The following is a 15,963-nucleotide window of genomic DNA, read 5'->3' as shown; positions in this document are numbered from 1 at the left end:
CCGATGAAAACGGAGGCGTGCACGAAGACCTTACACCGATCGCGACGCGATCGGATCGTTCACGACGCCGCCGAACAAAGAGCGGGGCCCGAGGAGCCGGCCGCCCGCGAGCCCCGCGGCGAGCGCGGCGATGGCAAGAGCAGAGACCACCCTGCGGCGCGTGACGTCCGGCGGCCGGCGAGCAACGTCCGGGGAGAAAGCGGAGGGCGTGGTGATGTCGGCAGCAGACGCGGTGGGGGCATAAAGGGGGGCGACGAGCGCGGGGATCTCGGCGGCCATGGCCTCGGCCGAGGCGAAGCGGTCGTCCGGGTCTTTTTCGAGGGCGCGGAGGATCCAGGCGTCGAGCGCCGCGGGAATGGGCTGGGGCGAAAACCACGACGGAGGCGCGGGAATCCGATCGAGGTGGGCGAAGCGCAGGGCGTCGAGGTCCTTGATGTCGTCGAAAGGGCCACGACCGGCGACGAGCTCGTACAGGACGAGGCCGAGGGCATACAGATCGGTGCGCCCGTCGACGGGTTTTCCCTCGAATTGCTCGGGCGCCATGGTGCGCGGCGTCCCGAGCGAGGCGCCTCGCGCGCCCGGGCCTTCCGAGCCGGCGGCGGGCTCGGCGGCGCCGAGGTCGAGGATCTTGGCGCGACCGTCGTCGCACAGGAAAAGGTTTTCGAGCTTGAGGTCGCGATGCACGAAGCCCGCGCGATGAAGCGCGCCGAGGCCGCGGAGGATCTGCGACGCAATGGCGAGGGTCGTCGGCACGGAAAGAACGCCGATACGGCCGAGCTCGGCCCGGAGGTCACGCCCTTCGAGGAGCTCGAGGACGAGATAGGGGCGGCCGTCGTCCGTGAGCAATCCGAGGTCGAGGACCTCGACGAGGTTGTCATGACGCACCCGAGCGAGGATCCGTCCCTCGTCGGCGATACGCTCGGCGAGCCCGCGGCGCTCGGCATTTGCGGGCAGGAGCGCCTTCAGCGCGGCGCGGCGCCCGAGCAGGGCGTGCTCGACCTCGAAGACCTCGCCGACGCCGCCCTTGCCGAGAGGACGAACGATGATCCACGGGGTGCCCGGCGCGCGCTCGCCGCGACGGAGAGGCGTGGAGCAGACGGGGGAGCCGGTGGAAATGGGGCGAAGGCTCTCGTCGGGGACCGTGGACCGGTCGAGGAGGTCGGTGCGAATAGCAGGGTTTGTCACGACGCCCTCCGCTCGGCACCGGAGAAGGCCTCGGGCGCGACGGCGCCGCGAATCGCAGCGGCAAAGGCGGCGGCCGTGGGATAACGTCGCGCGGGCTTCTTTTCGAGGGCGCGCGCGACGACACGGGCGAGGGCGGGCGGCGCGTCGGCGACGTCGTCGAGGCGGCGCGGGGCGAGGCCGAGGTGAGCGCGCATGAGGGTGAGGAAATCGGATCCGGCGAGGAGATCGAAGGGGCCACGGGCGGCGATGCATTCGAAGAGGACGAGGCCCATGGCATACACGTCGGTGCGGGCATCGACACGCCCGCCGAGGATCTGCTCGGGGGCGAGGTAGCGGGGCGTGCCGAGGACGACCTCTTGCTCCGTGGTGCGAAACGCCGCGGCGCCGGAGACCTTGGCAATGCCGAAGTCGATCATCGCCGGGCGCGGAGGCCCGGCATTCGCGGCGACGAGGAAGATGTTGCCGGGTTTGACGTCGCGATGCACGACGCCCTGCCGGTGCGCGGCGTGCAATCCATCGAGCGCGCCGGCGACGAGGGACGCGGCGAACGACGGCGCGAGGGCGCCTTTTCGGAGGCGGGTTTCACGAAGGGTCTCGCCGGCGAGGCGGGGCATGGCGAGGAAAGGACGACCGTCCCGGGTCATTCCCATTTCGCGCAGGGGGACGAGGTTCGGGTGGCGGAGCGAGGCGAGCAGGCGCCCTTCCTGGAGGAGGCGCGCGGCGGCCTCCTGCGAATCGCGCAATTCGTGGCGGAGCACCTTGATGGCGAAGAGCTCGCCGGAAGGGCCGGCGGCCTCGTACACGTCGGCGGACGAGCCGCCGCCGATCAAACGAACGACACGATAACGGGTCCCCACGAGCGGATCGGTCGGAAGCGCTGCGACGTCGATGAGCATGAGTTCGTCCTCCCAGGGGGTTCGTCCGAGATGACCCCCACGCCCTCATGTCGACCGGAAGGGGGCGGCAGTTGCGTGCCGGGACGAAAAAATCGTAATGGGAGGACGGGCGTTCAGGGTTGCGGCGGGCGCGCTCGGCGGGCGCGCTGGACGGAGATCCAGTGGGGGGTGTCCTTGGGCAAACTCAGTGCCCGTTCGTCGTGGCGAGCCAGGTGGCGAGGTCTTGGGTGGAGAGATCGAGCACCAGGTCCCCGACACGCTCGGCGCCCTGCGTACGGACGCGCTCGGTGAGCCGAGCCCGCTCGGCGTCGGTCAAGGCCCGCGCGAGCCGGCGTTCGAACTGGCGTACGAGCGGCCGCAACTCACCGTCCAGACGCCCCTTCGCGATGCCCTGCTCGATGCCCTGCTCGATGCCCTGCTCGATGCCCTGCTCGAGCCCCTGCTGGAAGTACGTACGCGCGAACTCGCTCTGGTACTCGTAATCCTTGATGCTCATGACAGCCTCCAGGGCGCTTCGTGTTGCCGCGTTCACCGAGATTAGCACGAGATCCATGTAGAGCGCACGGGTCGCCGTGTCCTCGATGCCCACACTCGCCGTCAATGCAGCCACGGCCACCTCGAACGCCGTTTCCGTCCGCCCGTGTGCCATCGCCGACAGAACCGCGAGCTCCGGCCTTCTCTGCGCCTCCGCGATGTCCGCCACGACCGGGACGCCCGCGGGTCCCAGGACAAACGGCGTGATCACGGCCTGGCCAGGGCCGAGCACGATTGGTTCGGCCAGGCGCGCCGCGAGCGCGGCGTCGGGCGTGACGAGGAGCAGGCACGCCGGGCACCTGTAGCGCGCGCGTGCGCCGACCAGGTAGGCAGGCCACGCGAATGACTTTTCCTGCTTGGGATGGTGGAGCTGCGCCTCGACGATGATGGCGAGGACAGGCCTGCCATCGAGCAGGAGCACGAGCAGGTCGGCGCGGAGTTCCCGAGGGATGACGTCGCCGAGATCTGCGGATTCGATGCGCGCTTCGGTAAAACTCGGCAGCGTCACGTCGAACGCTTCGCGCAGGATCTCCGCCGCCAGCACCGGGCGGTTGCGGAACAGCTCGACGAGCGCTTCGTGCGACAGGGAGGGCACCGGCGCGTTCTACGTCGGCGTTTCGAGGTTCGTCAAGGGAAAGGTTTGCCCAAGGACGCACGGTAAAACCTTCCCTCGCGGAGCCGGATTCGATTGACGCGGCCCGGGCGCCCCACCACGCTCCCCCGTTCATGCGTCGCTGGATCTCCTCGCTCGCCGTCGCCCTCGTGTTGCTCGTGTACACGAACCCGAGCTTCGCCGATGGATGGAACGTTTTTGCGGTCGGGCCGATGGGCGGCGTCGTGTTCGGCCCCGAGCAGCCCACGCTCGGGCTCCTCGGTGGCGAAGTCACGTTCGTACATTACCCGAATGCGTCCGGCCGAGGCCTCGGATACGGGGGCTTCGTGCAGGCGAGCGCCGTGGGCTTCGAGCGCGCGCGGGTCTCGTTCGGCCCGCAGATCAATACATCGATCTTCGGCGCCGAAATCGGGGCCACGTTCGAGAGCGCTACCTCCGAGCAGGCCGCGTTCGTCGGCGCGCACATCGCGCCTTTCGTGTCGATTGGCTTCGCCTCGCTCACGTTCCAGCTCGATATCCCGTTCGCGGCCCTCACGGACGGCCCGCTCCCCCGCGTCGAGATGGTCCTCGCCGGCACGCTCAAGCTGCCCATCGACCTCGAATACGGGGTCCTGTCGCCGCTCAAAGCGCTGCCATAAGCGCCGCTCAGTGCACGAGGAACCACCGCACGCCGGGCTTGATCTCCATGTGGAAATGGTCGGCGTGGTCGGTGTTGTAATTCGGCGAGAGCACGTACGTGAAGATGCCCGCGTCCTGCGATTCGCACACGATGGCGCGGAGCTCCTGCGCGACGGGTTGCTCGGGCTTCCGGGCGCCGTCGCCGCAGGTCTTTTCGCCGATCTTGCCGTGGAAATGGTCGAGGACGCTGATCCAGGTGCCGTCCTTCTTGCGCAATCGGCCGACGTCGATCGCGAGCCCCGCAGGATGACGCGTGCCCGGCGGGGCCCAGCGCGGGTGGTGCACGGTCTTCGCCGGCGCCGTGTGCGCCTGCGTCTCGGTCTTCGCGGGAGCCGCTTGCGCCTCCGCCTTCGCCGGCGCCGCTTTGGCCTCGGCCTTCGCCGGCGCATGCTGCGACGCGGCCTTCGGCGCGGGCCGCTGCGCGGTCTTCGGCTTTTCGCTCGCCGGCACCATCTCGCGCGGCTTGGCCTGAACCGCGGCCGGCGCCTTGTGTTTCGTGCCCTTCGCCGCGCCGTCGTGGGAATGCTTGGCCCCGAGCGCGCCCTTGCCGAGGCCCGACGCCTTCGCCGTATTCGCCTGCGGGAGCTTCGAGCCCGCTTTCGGCGCGTCCGTTTTCGGCGCGTCCGCTTTTGGCGCGTCCGCTTTTGGCGCGTCCGCTTTTGGCGCGTCCGCTTTTGGCGCGTCCGTTTTCGGCGCGTCCGCTTTCGGCGCCTCTTTCTTCGCCGTCTCCTTCTTCGGCGCTTCCTTCTTCGCCGACTCCTTTTTCACCGCCACCGGCGCGGGCATCTCGCGGGGCACGTTCGGCCGGTACATCGTGTAGTGGACGAGCTCGTCGATCTCGTGACGTTCGAGGACCGCGGTAAAATCGTCGAGCGCGAGGGCCAGCCGCGCGTCGAGGATCTCGAACATCGACGTCGGCCGTTGCTCCTCCGGCAGCGCCGAATGGATCAACACGCCGTGCAGCCGCCCCGTGAGCCGGATCGGCGCGCGTACGCCGGGCACGGGGTCGATGCGCACGTACGGCAGGCTCCGGCGGTCGAGCTCGGCGAACGCCTCGTCGTCCGTCATGTTCGCGTATCGATACGCCGGGCTCGCCTCGACCACGGAGGCCTCGGGCGTCACGAGGAACGGCGAGACCGCGCTCGCCGGGCGGGCGCAGAGCATGCCCGCGCCGAACGTGAGCGCCGCGAGGCAGGACGGGGCCAGGGAGCGGAGAAGCGAACCGAGCACCACGAGCCGACTGTACCCGCCGTCCCCAGGAAGGCCAGAAAATCGAAGATCTTCCCGGACCACCCCACGACCACGGGCTCGCGCCGCCGACCAGACGAGGCTATCCTCGCCCGCGCGTGCTCCCGGATCGTCCTTCCAATGCTCAGGGTCTACGCTCGGACGAGCCGAGTTACGCCCCCGAACCCCCGGCTCCCCTCGACACCCCCGAGCCGCCCGCCCCGGGCCTCGGCGCCGAGAGCCCCGCGCCCGCCGCGTCCGCCGCGTCCGCCGAGGTCGTTCCCGAGGCGCCGAACGCGCGCCGCCCACTCCTCGTCGCGCTCGCCACGACGATCCTCGTGACCGCGCTCTCCTACTTCGCGCCCAAGGATCACGCGGGCACGGCCGTGGGGCTCGCGTTCCTCGCGGTCACGTGGGCGCTCGTGCTGCGCGGAGACGAGCACGTGATCCGCGCGCACGGGCTCTCGCTCGGGGGCCTGCTCGAGCCGCTGCCGCTCGATCGGCGCAGGCTGCTCCGCGACGCGGCAAAGGCCTCGCTCTGGGTGCTCCTCTTCGCGGCGATCATTTTTCCGCCGTTCTGGTTCGGCTTCAAGCTGTTCTGGCGCGTGAAGATGCCCTTCGTGCTCCGGGGCTTCGAGTCGCCGTGGAACGAGATTTCCGGGCATTTTCTGGCCGTGGCGCTCCCCGAGGAGGCGTTTTTCCGGGGATACCTCCAGACCCGGCTCGACGCGGCGTGGGCGCCCCGGTGGCGCGTGTTCGGCGCGGATCTCGGCCCGGGCGTCATCGTCTCGTCGGCGATCTTCGCGATTGGGCATTTCTTGACCGTGCCGAGCGTGGATCGGCTCGCCGTGTTTTTCCCGTCGCTCGTCTTCGGCTGGCTGCGCGCGCGGACGGGCGGCGTCGGCGCGGGCGTCGTCTTTCACGCGCTCTGCAACATCTTCTCGGCGACGCTCCAGCGCGGCTACGGGTTCTCGCGATGAGCGCGCCGAAGCGCCGCGCGGCGCTCTTCGACATGGATCGCACGCTCGTGCGCAAGGAGACCGCGAGCCTCTACGTGCGGTATCTGCGCGACATCGGGGAAGCGTCGACGTTCGATCTCCTGAAGACGTTTTACTGGGTCGGGCAATACACGCTCGGCTTGCTGAACGCCGAGAGCATGGCCGAGAGGGCGCTCGCGCCGCTCTCGGGTACGCCCGAGAGTCAACTCGTCACGCGCTGCGAAGACTGGTTCGGCAAATACGTGGAGCGGCACATCGCCGATGCGGGGCGGCGCGCGGTGAAGCGGCACAAGGAGGCGGGCGACGTCTGCGCAATCGTCACGGGCGCGACGAAATACGCCGCGTGGCCGCTGGCGCAGCGACTCGAGATCGAGCACGTCGTGGGGACGGAGCTCGAGATCGACGCGCGTGGCCATTTCACGGGTCGCGCGGAGCGGCCGATTTGCCTCGGGACGGGGAAGGTGCGGCGCGCGGAGAAGTTCGCGGAGCGGCTCGGGTTCGTCCTCGAAGACGCGACGTTTTATTCGGACAGCGTGACCGACGTGCCCCTGCTCGAACGGGTCGCGGAGCCTGTCGCCGTGAACCCCGATCCGCGGCTCGAACGCCTCGCCCGGCAGCGCGGATGGCGCATCGAGAGGTGGTGAGGTGGTCGACGTGGACTGCCCGGACAAACCCACGACCGTCGAGGTCCACGAGGAGGGCGATCTGCTCGTCGTGTCGCTGCGCGGCGAATACGACTTGCAGGTCGAGCGGTACATGCAGTTCCTCCGCGGGGACCTGGAAAAACGCCACGGCTACCGGCTCATCCTGATCCACGTGGGGCAGGCCGGCACGATCACCACCGAGGCGCGACGGGAAATGGTCACGTGGAACCGGGGACGAAAAGCGCCGGGCGCGGTCGCCATTCTGGGAGCGAGCTTCACCGCGAGGACGCTCGCGAACATGGTCTTGACGGCCGGCCGTCTGCTCACGAAGCGGCACGTCGATTTTGGTTTTTTCGAATCGGAGGGGGAGGCGCGGGCGTGGCTCGCCGAGCGGCGCAAGGACCTGCGCGCGCTCGTCCCGTGAGGCGCGGAGGGGAATGACGATGGCGGGACCGACGCCGGGAGAGCGGCGGCAATTCGGAAAACAAGTCGCGTGGATCGAGGCGCCGAACATCTTCGCCATGCGCCTCTCGGGGGAGATCGACGGTCCGTCGCTCGAAGCGCTGCTCGCATTCCAGGCGGAATGGTGCGCGGAGAAAGACCACGTGTTCGTGCTCTGTGACCTCTCCACGGTCACCGGGGCGACGATCGAGGCGCGACGGGCGCTGCAGGGGACGCACATCAAGAACGCGATGACCCACCTCTGCGTCGGCGCGAGCTTCACGATCCGGGTCGTGACCGAGATGGTCGTGCGGGCGGCGCGGTTCATGGGGACGGCGTCGCCCGACATGGAGATCCAGTTTTTCGAGACCGAGGCCGAGGCGCGCGCCTACATGAACCGTCCGCGGCTGCCCCGGCGAAGGAAACGAACATGAACACGATTCCGCGGCGGAAGACGGCATTCGTGACGGGCGGGACGGGGTTTCTCGGCTGGGAAATCATCCGGCAGCTCCTCGAAACGGGTCACCACGTGGTCGCGCTGTCGCGGAGCGGGTCGCTCCCGGGAGACCTGCCGCGGGCGGACCTCGAAATCGTGCGCGGGGATCTCGACGACGTGGAGACGCTCACCGAGGCCATGCGCGGCGCGGCGGTCGTGTATCACGTCGCCGCCGACGTGCGGATGTGGCGCGCGAAATGGGCGGAGATCGAGCGGACGAACGTCGCGGGTACGCGGAACATGCTCGCGGCGGCGCGTGGCGCGGGGATCGAACGGTTCGTGTTCACGTCGACGGGCTCGACGATTGGAAAGCCGTATCCACCAACCGAGGCAATCGTCACGGTGGACGAGACGAGCCCGTACAATTTCGCGCCGCTCCAGATGGTCTATCCGCACACGAAATGGCAGGCGGAGCAGGAGGTGGAGCGGGCGGGGCGCGAGGGGCTCTTCGTGGTGATCACGCATCCGGTGGCGGTGTTCGGCCCGGGGGACTGGAAACGAAACGTGCTGCCGCTTTTCTCGGCGACACGGAAGGGCACGACGATCGCCGCGCCAAACGGGATCCGGACGACGTGCGACGTGCGCGACGTGGCCACGGCCCATCTCGCGGCCGCCGAGCGGGGAAGCTCCGGGCGGCATTACATCCTCGGAGGCGAGGCGCTCTCGGTGCGCGCGCTGCTCACGCGGATCGCGGCGGCGGCCGGCGGAAAGGCTCCACGCTTCACGCTGCCGGATCGGGCGGTGATGGGTTTGTCGTTCTTGATGGAACGTGCGTCGCACCTGACGGGCCGGCCGCCGATGCTGAGCCACGAAATGGCGCTGCAAAGCACGCTTCGGGTGCGTTTGTCGTCGGCGCGGGCGGAGCGGGAGCTCGGGTATACGTCGCGGCCGCTCGACGTGTCGCTCGCGGATGCGGTGAGGTTTTACCGGGATCAGGGCTGGCTCTGAGGGCCTGTCCGGTCAGCAGCCTCTCGCCTTGACGGACCGAGGGACGCTCCGCGCAGGCGCGTGGCGTGTCTCCTCCAGAACCAGCCGGGGCGCTTGCGGCAAGGTCGTGGCGTGCGAGAGGAGCTCGGAACGGCTGCGCACGTTGAATCGCTTGTGCAGCGATTTGCAGTAATCGTGGACCGTGGACGGGCTCAAATCGAGGCGCGCCGCGACCTCCTTTTCGCTGCAACCGGCCTGGAGGAGGAGAAGCGTTTGTTCGAGCCGACGGGGCAAGGCTTCCCGGCTTGCTTCGCGCCACATCCGCCCGAGCTCCTGGTGAAAGTGGTGGACGAGCTTGCGCTCGCGCTCCGTGAACGGACGCTCGGAGCGCGCCCGGAAGAGGAAAAAATAATGCGCGACCTCGTACCCGGGGATCTCTCGATGTGAAAGGAGATAATGATCCAATCCGGCTGGCTTGTAATGGTCGTTGAAAATGCCGGACCGGTACCAATCGCGATCCGTGGCGAGCGCCTGGCGGGTGCGCGTGAACGAGCGCGGGCCGAGCGCGGCCACGGCCTTGTCGGAAGGATCGAGGTCCGGCTCGATGCGGCTGCACACGCTCATCCAGGCGATGCGGTCCGATTCCGAGGCCCAGCCGGTGTCGATGGTGCCCACGTGGCTCGACGGGTCGAGGAAACGCCCCGCCGGGGCTTCCCCGGCGACACCCACGTGCGCGCCGACGAGCGCCCCGAGCTCGCGCACCATGTGCCTGCGCCAGGACAAGGTGTCGTGGCGGAGCTGCTTGAGCTCGTCGAGCACGCGGAACACGGCACGAGCATCTCGCCACGTCAAAAACTCCGACATGGAGGTGGAGGGTACCCCCTGTTCAGGGGAATGGTGAAGTTCGAAGCGCCGCCTAGACTCGCCGAAACGACCCAGGAGGTGGACGATGAAGCCTACGGTTTTGGTGATTCTTTGTGCTGCGTTTGCCCTCTCCGGCTGCACGTCGGCCGAGCCCGAGCCCGCCGACGAAGCGGTGGTGATGGCGCCGGACGAACCCATTGCAGGAAAAAGCATCGGCGCCTGGACCGAAGAATGGTGGCGCTGGACGTTCGGCGTGCCGGCTGCGCAAAATCCGGAGCTCGTCCTCGATCAGGATTGCGGCATCGGCCAGGACGGCTCGGTGTTCTTCGTGCCCGCCTACGACGGCGCCAAGACCTACCGGAGGACGTGCGTGATCCCGAAGGGAAAACCCGTGCTCGTCCCGCTATGGGTCATCATCAACGATCATCCCTGTCCCGATCCGACGTTCGAGCCTGCCGCCGGTCAATCCCTCGAAGATTTCCTCCGGCAAGGCGCCATTGATTACAACGACATGGTCACGGGCCTCGAGGTGACGCTGGACGGCGCGAGCGTCGACGTCCACGCGCATCGCCACACGACGGGTCTCTTCGAGTTTCAGGCGGAGCAGAGCCTGGTGGGCGCGCTGCCTGATCCATGCCTGAACGGCATGTCGCAATCGGGCGTGGGCGATGGCTACTGGCTTGCGCTGACGTTGTCCGAAGGCCCGCACGAGGTTCGGGTCACGGGTGTCGATCCCAGCAAGGAGGCATTCGACCACACGTACGTGCTGTCGACGGCGCCGTGATGCGGGAAGGCGCCACGCTTTCCGCTCAGTGCTTGTTTTCGACGTGCACGCGCCGAACATCCTTGAGCCGCTCGAGCCGCTCGATCAGATCGCCCACGCGGAGCTCCGGCGGAAAACCCACTTCGAAGGCGACGGCGATACGCCGCTTCTCGTCGAGGCGGCGCTCGTATTCGATGTTGAATACGACGCCGCGCAGCTCCTTGAGGAGCGCCTCCACGTCGTCGAGCTGCTTCGAATCCTCGGCGAGGACCACCGAGACGCGCCGCCGGACGAGCTGGTTGCCTTTGCCCTCGAGCCGCCGCACGACCGTCTGCACGACGAGCCCGATGGCCGTCACGATCGCGGCTTCGAGCATCATGCCCGCGCCCGCGCAAAGACCAATCGCGGTCACGAGCCACAGGCCCGCTGCGGTCGTGAGCCCCTGAATCGTCAGCCCGGTCCGCAAAATGGCGCCGCCCGCCAGAAAGCCGATGCCCGATACGACGGACGCCGCGATGCGTGAGCCGTCCACCTCGACGAACTCCCCCTCCGTGTACCCTTGAAAGTACACGAAGTGAGCGGACACGACCATGAACGTGGCCGAGGCCGTCGCGACGAGGAGGTGCGTTCGCAGGCCAGCGCGCTTGCCGTGCCGGTCGCGTTCGTACCCGATGATGCCGCCGAGCGCCGTACCCACGGCGATGCGTGTGATCATCTGAACGTGGGAGATCATGGCCTCGACTCCCCGGCGATGGGTCCCGCGCGCCAGACGCTGCGAGCGCAGCCGTGACCGGTGTTGGTGGCGTAAAGCCACACGCATTGTGCACGCGTCAGGCGGCGACGCAAGCCTCGGGTGCCAGGTGTGCCAGCGAGTTGCACCCCCCGTTCGGTGCTGGTAAAACCTCGCGCTCTTCCGATGGAGCCGCTCGATCCAGACTCCTCACGGCGCACGTTTGTCGCGCTCGACGTCGCGCTCGCGTGTATTGCAGTCCTCGGCGTGGCCTGGATCCCCTTCTTCTGCTGGTCCGTCTCGCTGGACAAGGACCGGGCACGCGCGGAGCGGGAGCGCACGGCGGCCGCCCCGTCGGCGATCACGACGACCACGCCGCGCAGCGAGGCGGTCACCCCCGAGCACGAGCCGGAGGGCGCGCTCGCATGGGTGTCGCCGGGGCCATCCGCAGCGCGAGAACCTCTCGACGACGTCTTTCTCGACGAAATCGACGACGCGCTCGGCAGTTGCCTGCCCGACGACGACCATCGCGAAGGCGCCACGATCCGGCTCGTGGCCGACGAAAAAGGGGCCGCCGACGGCGGGCGCGACGCGCACATCCTCGCGCTCGAATACCGGCCGCCCGCCGGCGAGCCGGCTCGGTTCTACGAGTTCGTAGGGCACGAGTCGCAAGGGTATTTCGACGCGTCCGGGACACGCGCCTGCACGACCGGCTGGCGTTCGCCGCTCGCCAAGCTGCGCAGGACGTCCCCATTCAATCCGCGCCGCATGCACCCGATCCTGCGCCGGCCGATGCCGCACCAGGGGACCGATTTCGGCGCCCCCAAAGGGACGCCGGTGTATGCATCGTATCGCGGCACCGTGAGCTTCGTCGGCCCCCACGGGGCGCATGGCAACTGGGTCGCCATTGTGCATCCGGACGGAACCGAGACCGGTTATGCCCACCTCTCCAAGTTCGCACAAGGACTGAAGGTCGGGGATCAGGTGCGCGCCCACCAGCTCATCGGTTATGTCGGAAGCACGGGGCGCTCCACGGGGCCCCACCTGCATTTCAGCGCGCGCACGAATGGTACCTTTTTCGACGCGGAGACCCTCCTCACCCCGCCCGCCGCAGTCGTACCCAAGGCCGAGCGACACGCCTTCCTGAAGGTGAAGGCCGAGCTCGATCAGCGGCTCGATGCCGCGCCGCCCTCGGCCTATTGAATCACGGCAGCGGCGGGTTCTTCGGCGGGGGCGCGGTCTTCGGCGGCGGGGGCACGCTCGCGTCCTTGTCCGCGGGCGGCGCGGTCGCCTCGCGGCGCGGCGGGTGGATCTTCGCGTAGGTGTCGACGGTCCAGACGGCCATGGCCGCGATGACGGGGCCGAGGAAGACGCCGACCGGGCCGAAGAGCTCGAGGCCGCCGAAGATGCCGAGCAGCGCGATGAGCGGGTGCATGCGCGTCGACGAGCTCTGCACCCACGGGCGGACGACGTTGTCCGAGAGGCCAACGACCACGGCCGAGATCCCCATTCCAATCGCGCCGCCGACGTGACCCGTGACGAAGAGGTAAATCGTCGCGCCCACCGTGACCGGCGTCGTGCCGACGAGCGGGATGAACGAGAGGAGCGCGGCGAGGACGCCGAGCAAAAAGGCGTTTGGCACGCCGAACACGTTCAGGGCGAGCAGCGTGAGGCTGCCCTGGACCACGGCCGTCGCGAGGATGCCGAGGATCGCGCCGTTGACGGTCTCGCGGACGGACGCGAAAAGCTCGCGCGTCTGGTTCGGCGGGAACGGCGAGAGTCGGAACATCCAGTGGACGAGCTTGCCGCCGTCGCGCAGGAAGTAATAAAGCGAGACGCCGAAGAGGAAGAGGCTCAGGATGAGCGCCGGCAACGCCGTGGCCATGCCGCCGACGAGCGCAGCCGCGAAGCTCGCCGCGCGCTGACCGATGTTCTGGATGGCCGCCTGGAGCTGCGGGCCGCCGATGTGGATGCTGCGGCCGCGAATGTCGATGCCCTCGATCAAGAACGACTGGAAGCGCTGGATCGTCGGCGTCCAATCGCGGGCCAAAAACTCGTTGATCGACTGGATGGCCTCGAGCGTGACGAAGACGAACGGGATGACGACGAGGATCATCGTCGCGGACGTGAAGAGGAGCGGCGCGAACCGCTCGGCGCGGCCCAGCCGGGGCTTCAGCTTCTCGGCGAGGGGGCTCAGGAGGAGCGCGAAGAGCGCGCCCAGGGCAATCGGGACGAGGATGGTCCGTACCATCCAGAAAAACAGGACGAGCAGCGCCGTCCTCAGCACAACGGAGAGCCAGCGATCTCGTTCCATGGAGCGCACGCCTCGCTGAACCGGAGACGTGGGATGAAAGAGGCGCGGCGTCAACCGGAAGCGGTGAGCCGCCGCGCGACGTCGCGCGTCGCCCGGTCAGAGGCCGTCGCAGACAGGGGTGCCGGTGCCCGGGCTGCAAGCGCCGGCGTCACACAGGCCGCTCGCGCATTCGGCGGAGACCATGCAGGCCGCGCCGTCCGGCTTCGTGGGCGCGCAGGCGCCCGCGCCCGCGGCGTCGTCGCAGAAGCCGCTCGCACATTCGACGCCCGTGACACACGCCGCGCCGTCGCCCTTCTTCGCAGCACAGGTCCCGGCCGCGACGTCACAATAACCGCTCGCGCAGCCTGCGTTGACGGAGCACGCGCCGCCCGCCGCCGCGGGCACGGCGCAGACGCCGGTCTGGAAATCGCAATAACCGCTCTCGCAATCGATGTCGAGGTCGCAGGCGCCGCCGTCGGCCGTGGGGGCGACGCATTTCAGCATGCCCTCGTCGAGGCGGCACGTGAGGCCCGGGCCGCAGAGGCCGTCCTGGCAAGGCTCGCCTTCGCCGGGCGGGGCCTTGCAGGCGCCGAGGTCCGCGCCCGAGGCGCCCGCGCAGGAGGCGCCGGGGTCCTTGCATTCGTCGTCGGCGAGGCAGCCGCCGCCGAGCTCGACCGTGCCCTGGAACGCGGCCTCGCAATCGGGGTCCTCTTCGAAGAAATCGGAGCCGTAGAAATCGGCGCAGCTCGCGGATTCGGCCTTCGTGAAGCAGGCGTCCGAGCGCGCGGCGTCGTATACGATGCGGCCGGCGTCGATGCCCTTGCGGAGGTCGACGACGACGGCGCCGAAGATGCTCTCGTACCGGGCCTCGCATTCGGCCTGGGTCGCGGGGACCGGGTCGAAGAGGAGGACGTCGTCCCGCTCGGCGGCGTCGCAGCAGGCGAAGGCGCGGCCGCACTGGACGCGGGCATAGGTCCTGGGGAGGCCGGCGAGCGGCTCGTCCGTGGTTTGCTCAGGTTCGTCGCTACAGCCGGCCCAGACGAGGCCGCTCACGAGCAGGCCTCCGAGAATCTTCGCAATCGTTCGCACGGCCCCTTTTAGGAGAGCTCCGGCGGAGAAGCAATAGCGCCGTTCGTCAGGGCTTTCAGAACGCGGGGTGCTTGGCGATGAGAGACGCGATCTCGTCGAGCTCCGGGTCGGGCGCGCCGGCCTTCGCTTCTTCGATGAGCGTGAGCGCGTTCTGGAAGGCCTCCTGGCTCGGGTTCTTGAGGGCCTCGGCATACGCGACGATCGCCTTGCCCTTGGCGAGCTGGGGTTTCGGGGCGGCGAGCAGCTCGGCGAGGGTCATGGTGACCTTCACTTCGCGGTCGAGATACGTGAGCGGCGTCTTCCAGCGCGCGACGACGGTGATGCTGTCGTTCGGATCGACGACCGACGGGTCACACGCCTTGACGACCTGGTTGAAGATCATCGCGTCGCTCGGGGCGAGGTGCTGCGGCTCGATCTCCTCGGGGTTCGTCGAGTACTCCTCGCCATAGAACTTGTACATGCGCATGTACCAGGGGAGCGTGATCTCGACCTGCACGCCGCGCGCGGCGACCTCCATGGTCTCGTCGAATCGATCGACGAACATCCGCGTCGCCTCGGCCGGGCTGTCGAGATACACGTACGCGCCGCGGCCTTTGTCCGTGACGGTATCCATGAGCAGGTCGTTGTAATTCTCGCCGGGGCCGGCGCCGACGCCGACGAGGTAGATGCCCTCCTTGTCGGCGTCCTTCGATTGCAAGCCGATGAGGTCCTCGTCGGTGACGCCGACGTTGGCGCCGCCGTCGCTGATCAGGATGACGCGGTTGAGCCGACCCGTGCCGTAATGCTGGCCCGCGAGCTGATAACCGACCGCGAGGCCATTCGAGAGATCGGTGCCCCCGCTCGCCTCGATGGATTGGGCCATCGCGAGCACCTCGGGGTCGTTCGGCCCCGTGACCTTGTGGCCCGAGAGGACGATGTTGTTGCTCGTGTTCCACGTGACGGCATTGACGATGTCGCCCTCGGCGAGGCTCTGCGCGATGGCGGCGACGGTGGCGCGCTCGCGCTCGATGGGCTCGCCGCCCATGGAGCCGGAGGTGTCGAGGACGAACGTGATCGTCATGGGGCGACGGGGCTTGACCGCGTCGTAGGAGCGGACGCCGAGCTGGAGGTCGAGCTCGCCCGCGATCTTGGTCTCGCCGAGGTGCGGGAGGATCGAGAGGTCGCCGGTGGGCGGCGCGGGGTACTGAATGCGGTAGTAGTTGAGGAACTCGTACGTGCGCACGAGGTTCGTGGGCGGGGTGATGCCCTTGTTCAAGAGCTCGCGGATCTGGACCGGAGAGCCCATCGAGTTCGAGTCGTCCGCCGAGAGGTAGAGGATGACAGGGCTGTCCTTGTCGAGGCCGTCGCACGCAAAAGGTGCAGCGGCGTCGGCGCCCGCGTCGGTGCCCTCCGCGGGCGGAGGGGCCGGCGGCGCCGCGACGTCACCACCCGAGGATCCGCCCGGCGGCTGCGGCTGCGCATACCCCGGGTAGTCCGAGCCAGCCTCGTCCGCGCCGCACGCGGCGAGGCCAACGGCGACGATCAACGAGAGGGCGGCCGAGCCTACGATAACGACGTTCTTCATCGAGCACCTCCGAAGCAATGA

Annotated in this window: 17 protein-coding genes; 8 read left to right on the top strand and 9 right to left on the bottom strand. The window is 68.6% G+C overall.

The genetic code is table 11. The annotated features are described in order from the left end of the window. Nucleotides 1–30: 30 nt before the first annotated feature. The 3 genes from QHF84_RS34820 to QHF84_RS34810 form a co-directional block, all read right to left on the bottom strand. Complete coding sequence (locus tag QHF84_RS34820) at nucleotides 31–1,185, bottom strand: serine/threonine-protein kinase (RefSeq protein ID WP_281317828.1); 1,155 nt, start codon at nucleotides 1,183–1,185, stop codon at nucleotides 31–33. Then, the gene (locus QHF84_RS34815) at nucleotides 1,182–2,081 is read right to left on the bottom strand and encodes a serine/threonine-protein kinase (protein ID WP_281317827.1); all 900 of its coding nucleotides are present in this window, start codon (nucleotides 2,079–2,081) and stop codon (nucleotides 1,182–1,184) included. The genes QHF84_RS34820 and QHF84_RS34815 overlap by 4 nt, the downstream gene beginning before the upstream one ends. A 184-nt stretch (nucleotides 2,082–2,265) precedes the next feature. Beyond that, complete coding sequence (locus QHF84_RS34810; RefSeq protein WP_281317826.1) at nucleotides 2,266–3,210, bottom strand: hypothetical protein; 945 nt, start codon at nucleotides 3,208–3,210, stop codon at nucleotides 2,266–2,268. A 131-nt stretch (nucleotides 3,211–3,341) separates the two neighbouring features. Here QHF84_RS34810 and QHF84_RS34805 point away from each other — a divergent pair, with 131 nt between their 5' ends. Continuing rightward, the gene (locus QHF84_RS34805) at nucleotides 3,342–3,866 is read left to right on the top strand and encodes a hypothetical protein (RefSeq protein WP_281317825.1); all 525 of its coding nucleotides are present in this window, start codon (nucleotides 3,342–3,344) and stop codon (nucleotides 3,864–3,866) included. Nucleotides 3,867–3,873: 7 nt separating this feature from the next. Here QHF84_RS34805 and QHF84_RS34800 read toward each other — a convergent pair whose 3' ends face one another. Next, entirely contained in the window at nucleotides 3,874–5,139 is a 1,266-nt protein-coding gene (locus QHF84_RS34800; protein ID WP_281317824.1) for an extensin family protein, read from the bottom strand. Nucleotides 5,140–5,252: 113 nt separating this feature from the next. On the opposite strand from QHF84_RS34800, the gene mrtC reads away from it, so the two are divergent. Genes mrtC through QHF84_RS34775 form a run of 5 tightly spaced genes read left to right on the top strand, consistent with a single transcriptional unit; the run spans nucleotide 5,253 to nucleotide 8,660 of the window. Beyond that, complete coding sequence (mrtC, locus tag QHF84_RS34795) at nucleotides 5,253–6,113, top strand: myxosortase MrtC (RefSeq protein ID WP_281317823.1); 861 nt, start codon at nucleotides 5,253–5,255, stop codon at nucleotides 6,111–6,113. Further along, nucleotides 6,110–6,775 (top strand): HAD family hydrolase, encoded by a 666-nt coding sequence (locus tag QHF84_RS34790; RefSeq protein WP_281317822.1) that lies wholly within the window; start codon nucleotides 6,110–6,112, stop codon nucleotides 6,773–6,775. The genes mrtC and QHF84_RS34790 overlap by 4 nt, the downstream gene beginning before the upstream one ends. Before the next feature lies 1 nt (nucleotide 6,776). Further along, nucleotides 6,777–7,199, top strand: a complete 423-nt coding sequence (locus QHF84_RS34785; protein ID WP_281317821.1) for an STAS/SEC14 domain-containing protein — start codon at nucleotides 6,777–6,779, stop codon at nucleotides 7,197–7,199. Nucleotides 7,200–7,218: 19 nt separating this feature from the next. Then, on the top strand, nucleotides 7,219–7,650 hold the full coding sequence (locus tag QHF84_RS34780; protein ID WP_281317820.1) for an STAS/SEC14 domain-containing protein: 432 nt from the start codon (nucleotides 7,219–7,221) through the stop codon (nucleotides 7,648–7,650). Continuing rightward, complete coding sequence (locus QHF84_RS34775; RefSeq protein WP_281317819.1) at nucleotides 7,647–8,660, top strand: NAD-dependent epimerase/dehydratase family protein; 1,014 nt, start codon at nucleotides 7,647–7,649, stop codon at nucleotides 8,658–8,660. The genes QHF84_RS34780 and QHF84_RS34775 overlap by 4 nt, the downstream gene beginning before the upstream one ends. Before the next feature lie 12 nt (nucleotides 8,661–8,672). Here the strand turns inward: QHF84_RS34775 and QHF84_RS34770 are convergent, their stop codons facing one another. After that, on the bottom strand, nucleotides 8,673–9,503 hold the full coding sequence (locus tag QHF84_RS34770) for a LuxR C-terminal-related transcriptional regulator (protein ID WP_281317818.1): 831 nt from the start codon (nucleotides 9,501–9,503) through the stop codon (nucleotides 8,673–8,675). An 85-nt stretch (nucleotides 9,504–9,588) separates the two neighbouring features. On the opposite strand from QHF84_RS34770, the gene QHF84_RS34765 reads away from it, so the two are divergent. Further along, the gene (locus QHF84_RS34765) at nucleotides 9,589–10,287 is read left to right on the top strand and encodes a hypothetical protein (RefSeq protein WP_281317817.1); all 699 of its coding nucleotides are present in this window, start codon (nucleotides 9,589–9,591) and stop codon (nucleotides 10,285–10,287) included. A 25-nt stretch (nucleotides 10,288–10,312) separates the two neighbouring features. Here the strand turns inward: QHF84_RS34765 and QHF84_RS34760 are convergent, their stop codons facing one another. Beyond that, complete coding sequence (locus tag QHF84_RS34760) at nucleotides 10,313–10,999, bottom strand: MgtC/SapB family protein (protein ID WP_281317816.1); 687 nt, start codon at nucleotides 10,997–10,999, stop codon at nucleotides 10,313–10,315. 183 nt (nucleotides 11,000–11,182) lie between these two features. Between QHF84_RS34760 and QHF84_RS34755 the strand changes: the two genes are divergently transcribed. After that, nucleotides 11,183–12,199, top strand: a complete 1,017-nt coding sequence (locus QHF84_RS34755) for a M23 family metallopeptidase (protein ID WP_281317815.1) — start codon at nucleotides 11,183–11,185, stop codon at nucleotides 12,197–12,199. A 1-nt stretch (nucleotide 12,200) separates the two neighbouring features. On the opposite strand, the gene QHF84_RS34750 is transcribed toward QHF84_RS34755, so the two are convergent. The 3 genes from QHF84_RS34750 to QHF84_RS34740 form a co-directional block, all read right to left on the bottom strand. After that, nucleotides 12,201–13,310, bottom strand: a complete 1,110-nt coding sequence (locus QHF84_RS34750) for an AI-2E family transporter (protein WP_281317814.1) — start codon at nucleotides 13,308–13,310, stop codon at nucleotides 12,201–12,203. A gap of 96 nt (nucleotides 13,311–13,406) precedes the next feature. Next, nucleotides 13,407–14,378 carry a hypothetical protein gene (locus QHF84_RS34745; protein ID WP_281317813.1) on the bottom strand — a complete coding sequence of 324 codons (972 nt, stop codon included), beginning with the start codon at nucleotides 14,376–14,378 and terminating at the stop codon, nucleotides 13,407–13,409. Nucleotides 14,379–14,433: 55 nt separating this feature from the next. After that, nucleotides 14,434–15,942, bottom strand: coding sequence for a VWA domain-containing protein (locus QHF84_RS34740; protein ID WP_281317812.1), 1,509 nt, complete (start codon nucleotides 15,940–15,942; stop codon nucleotides 14,434–14,436). Between the last annotated feature and the right edge of the window lie 21 nt (nucleotides 15,943–15,963).

Source organism: Polyangium sp. y55x31 (assembly GCF_029946505.1).
GTDB lineage: Bacteria > Myxococcota_A > Polyangia > Polyangiales > Polyangiaceae > Polyangium.
The sequence above is the reverse complement of the archived record's forward strand: the minus strand, read 5'-3'. Positions and strand labels throughout refer to the sequence as shown.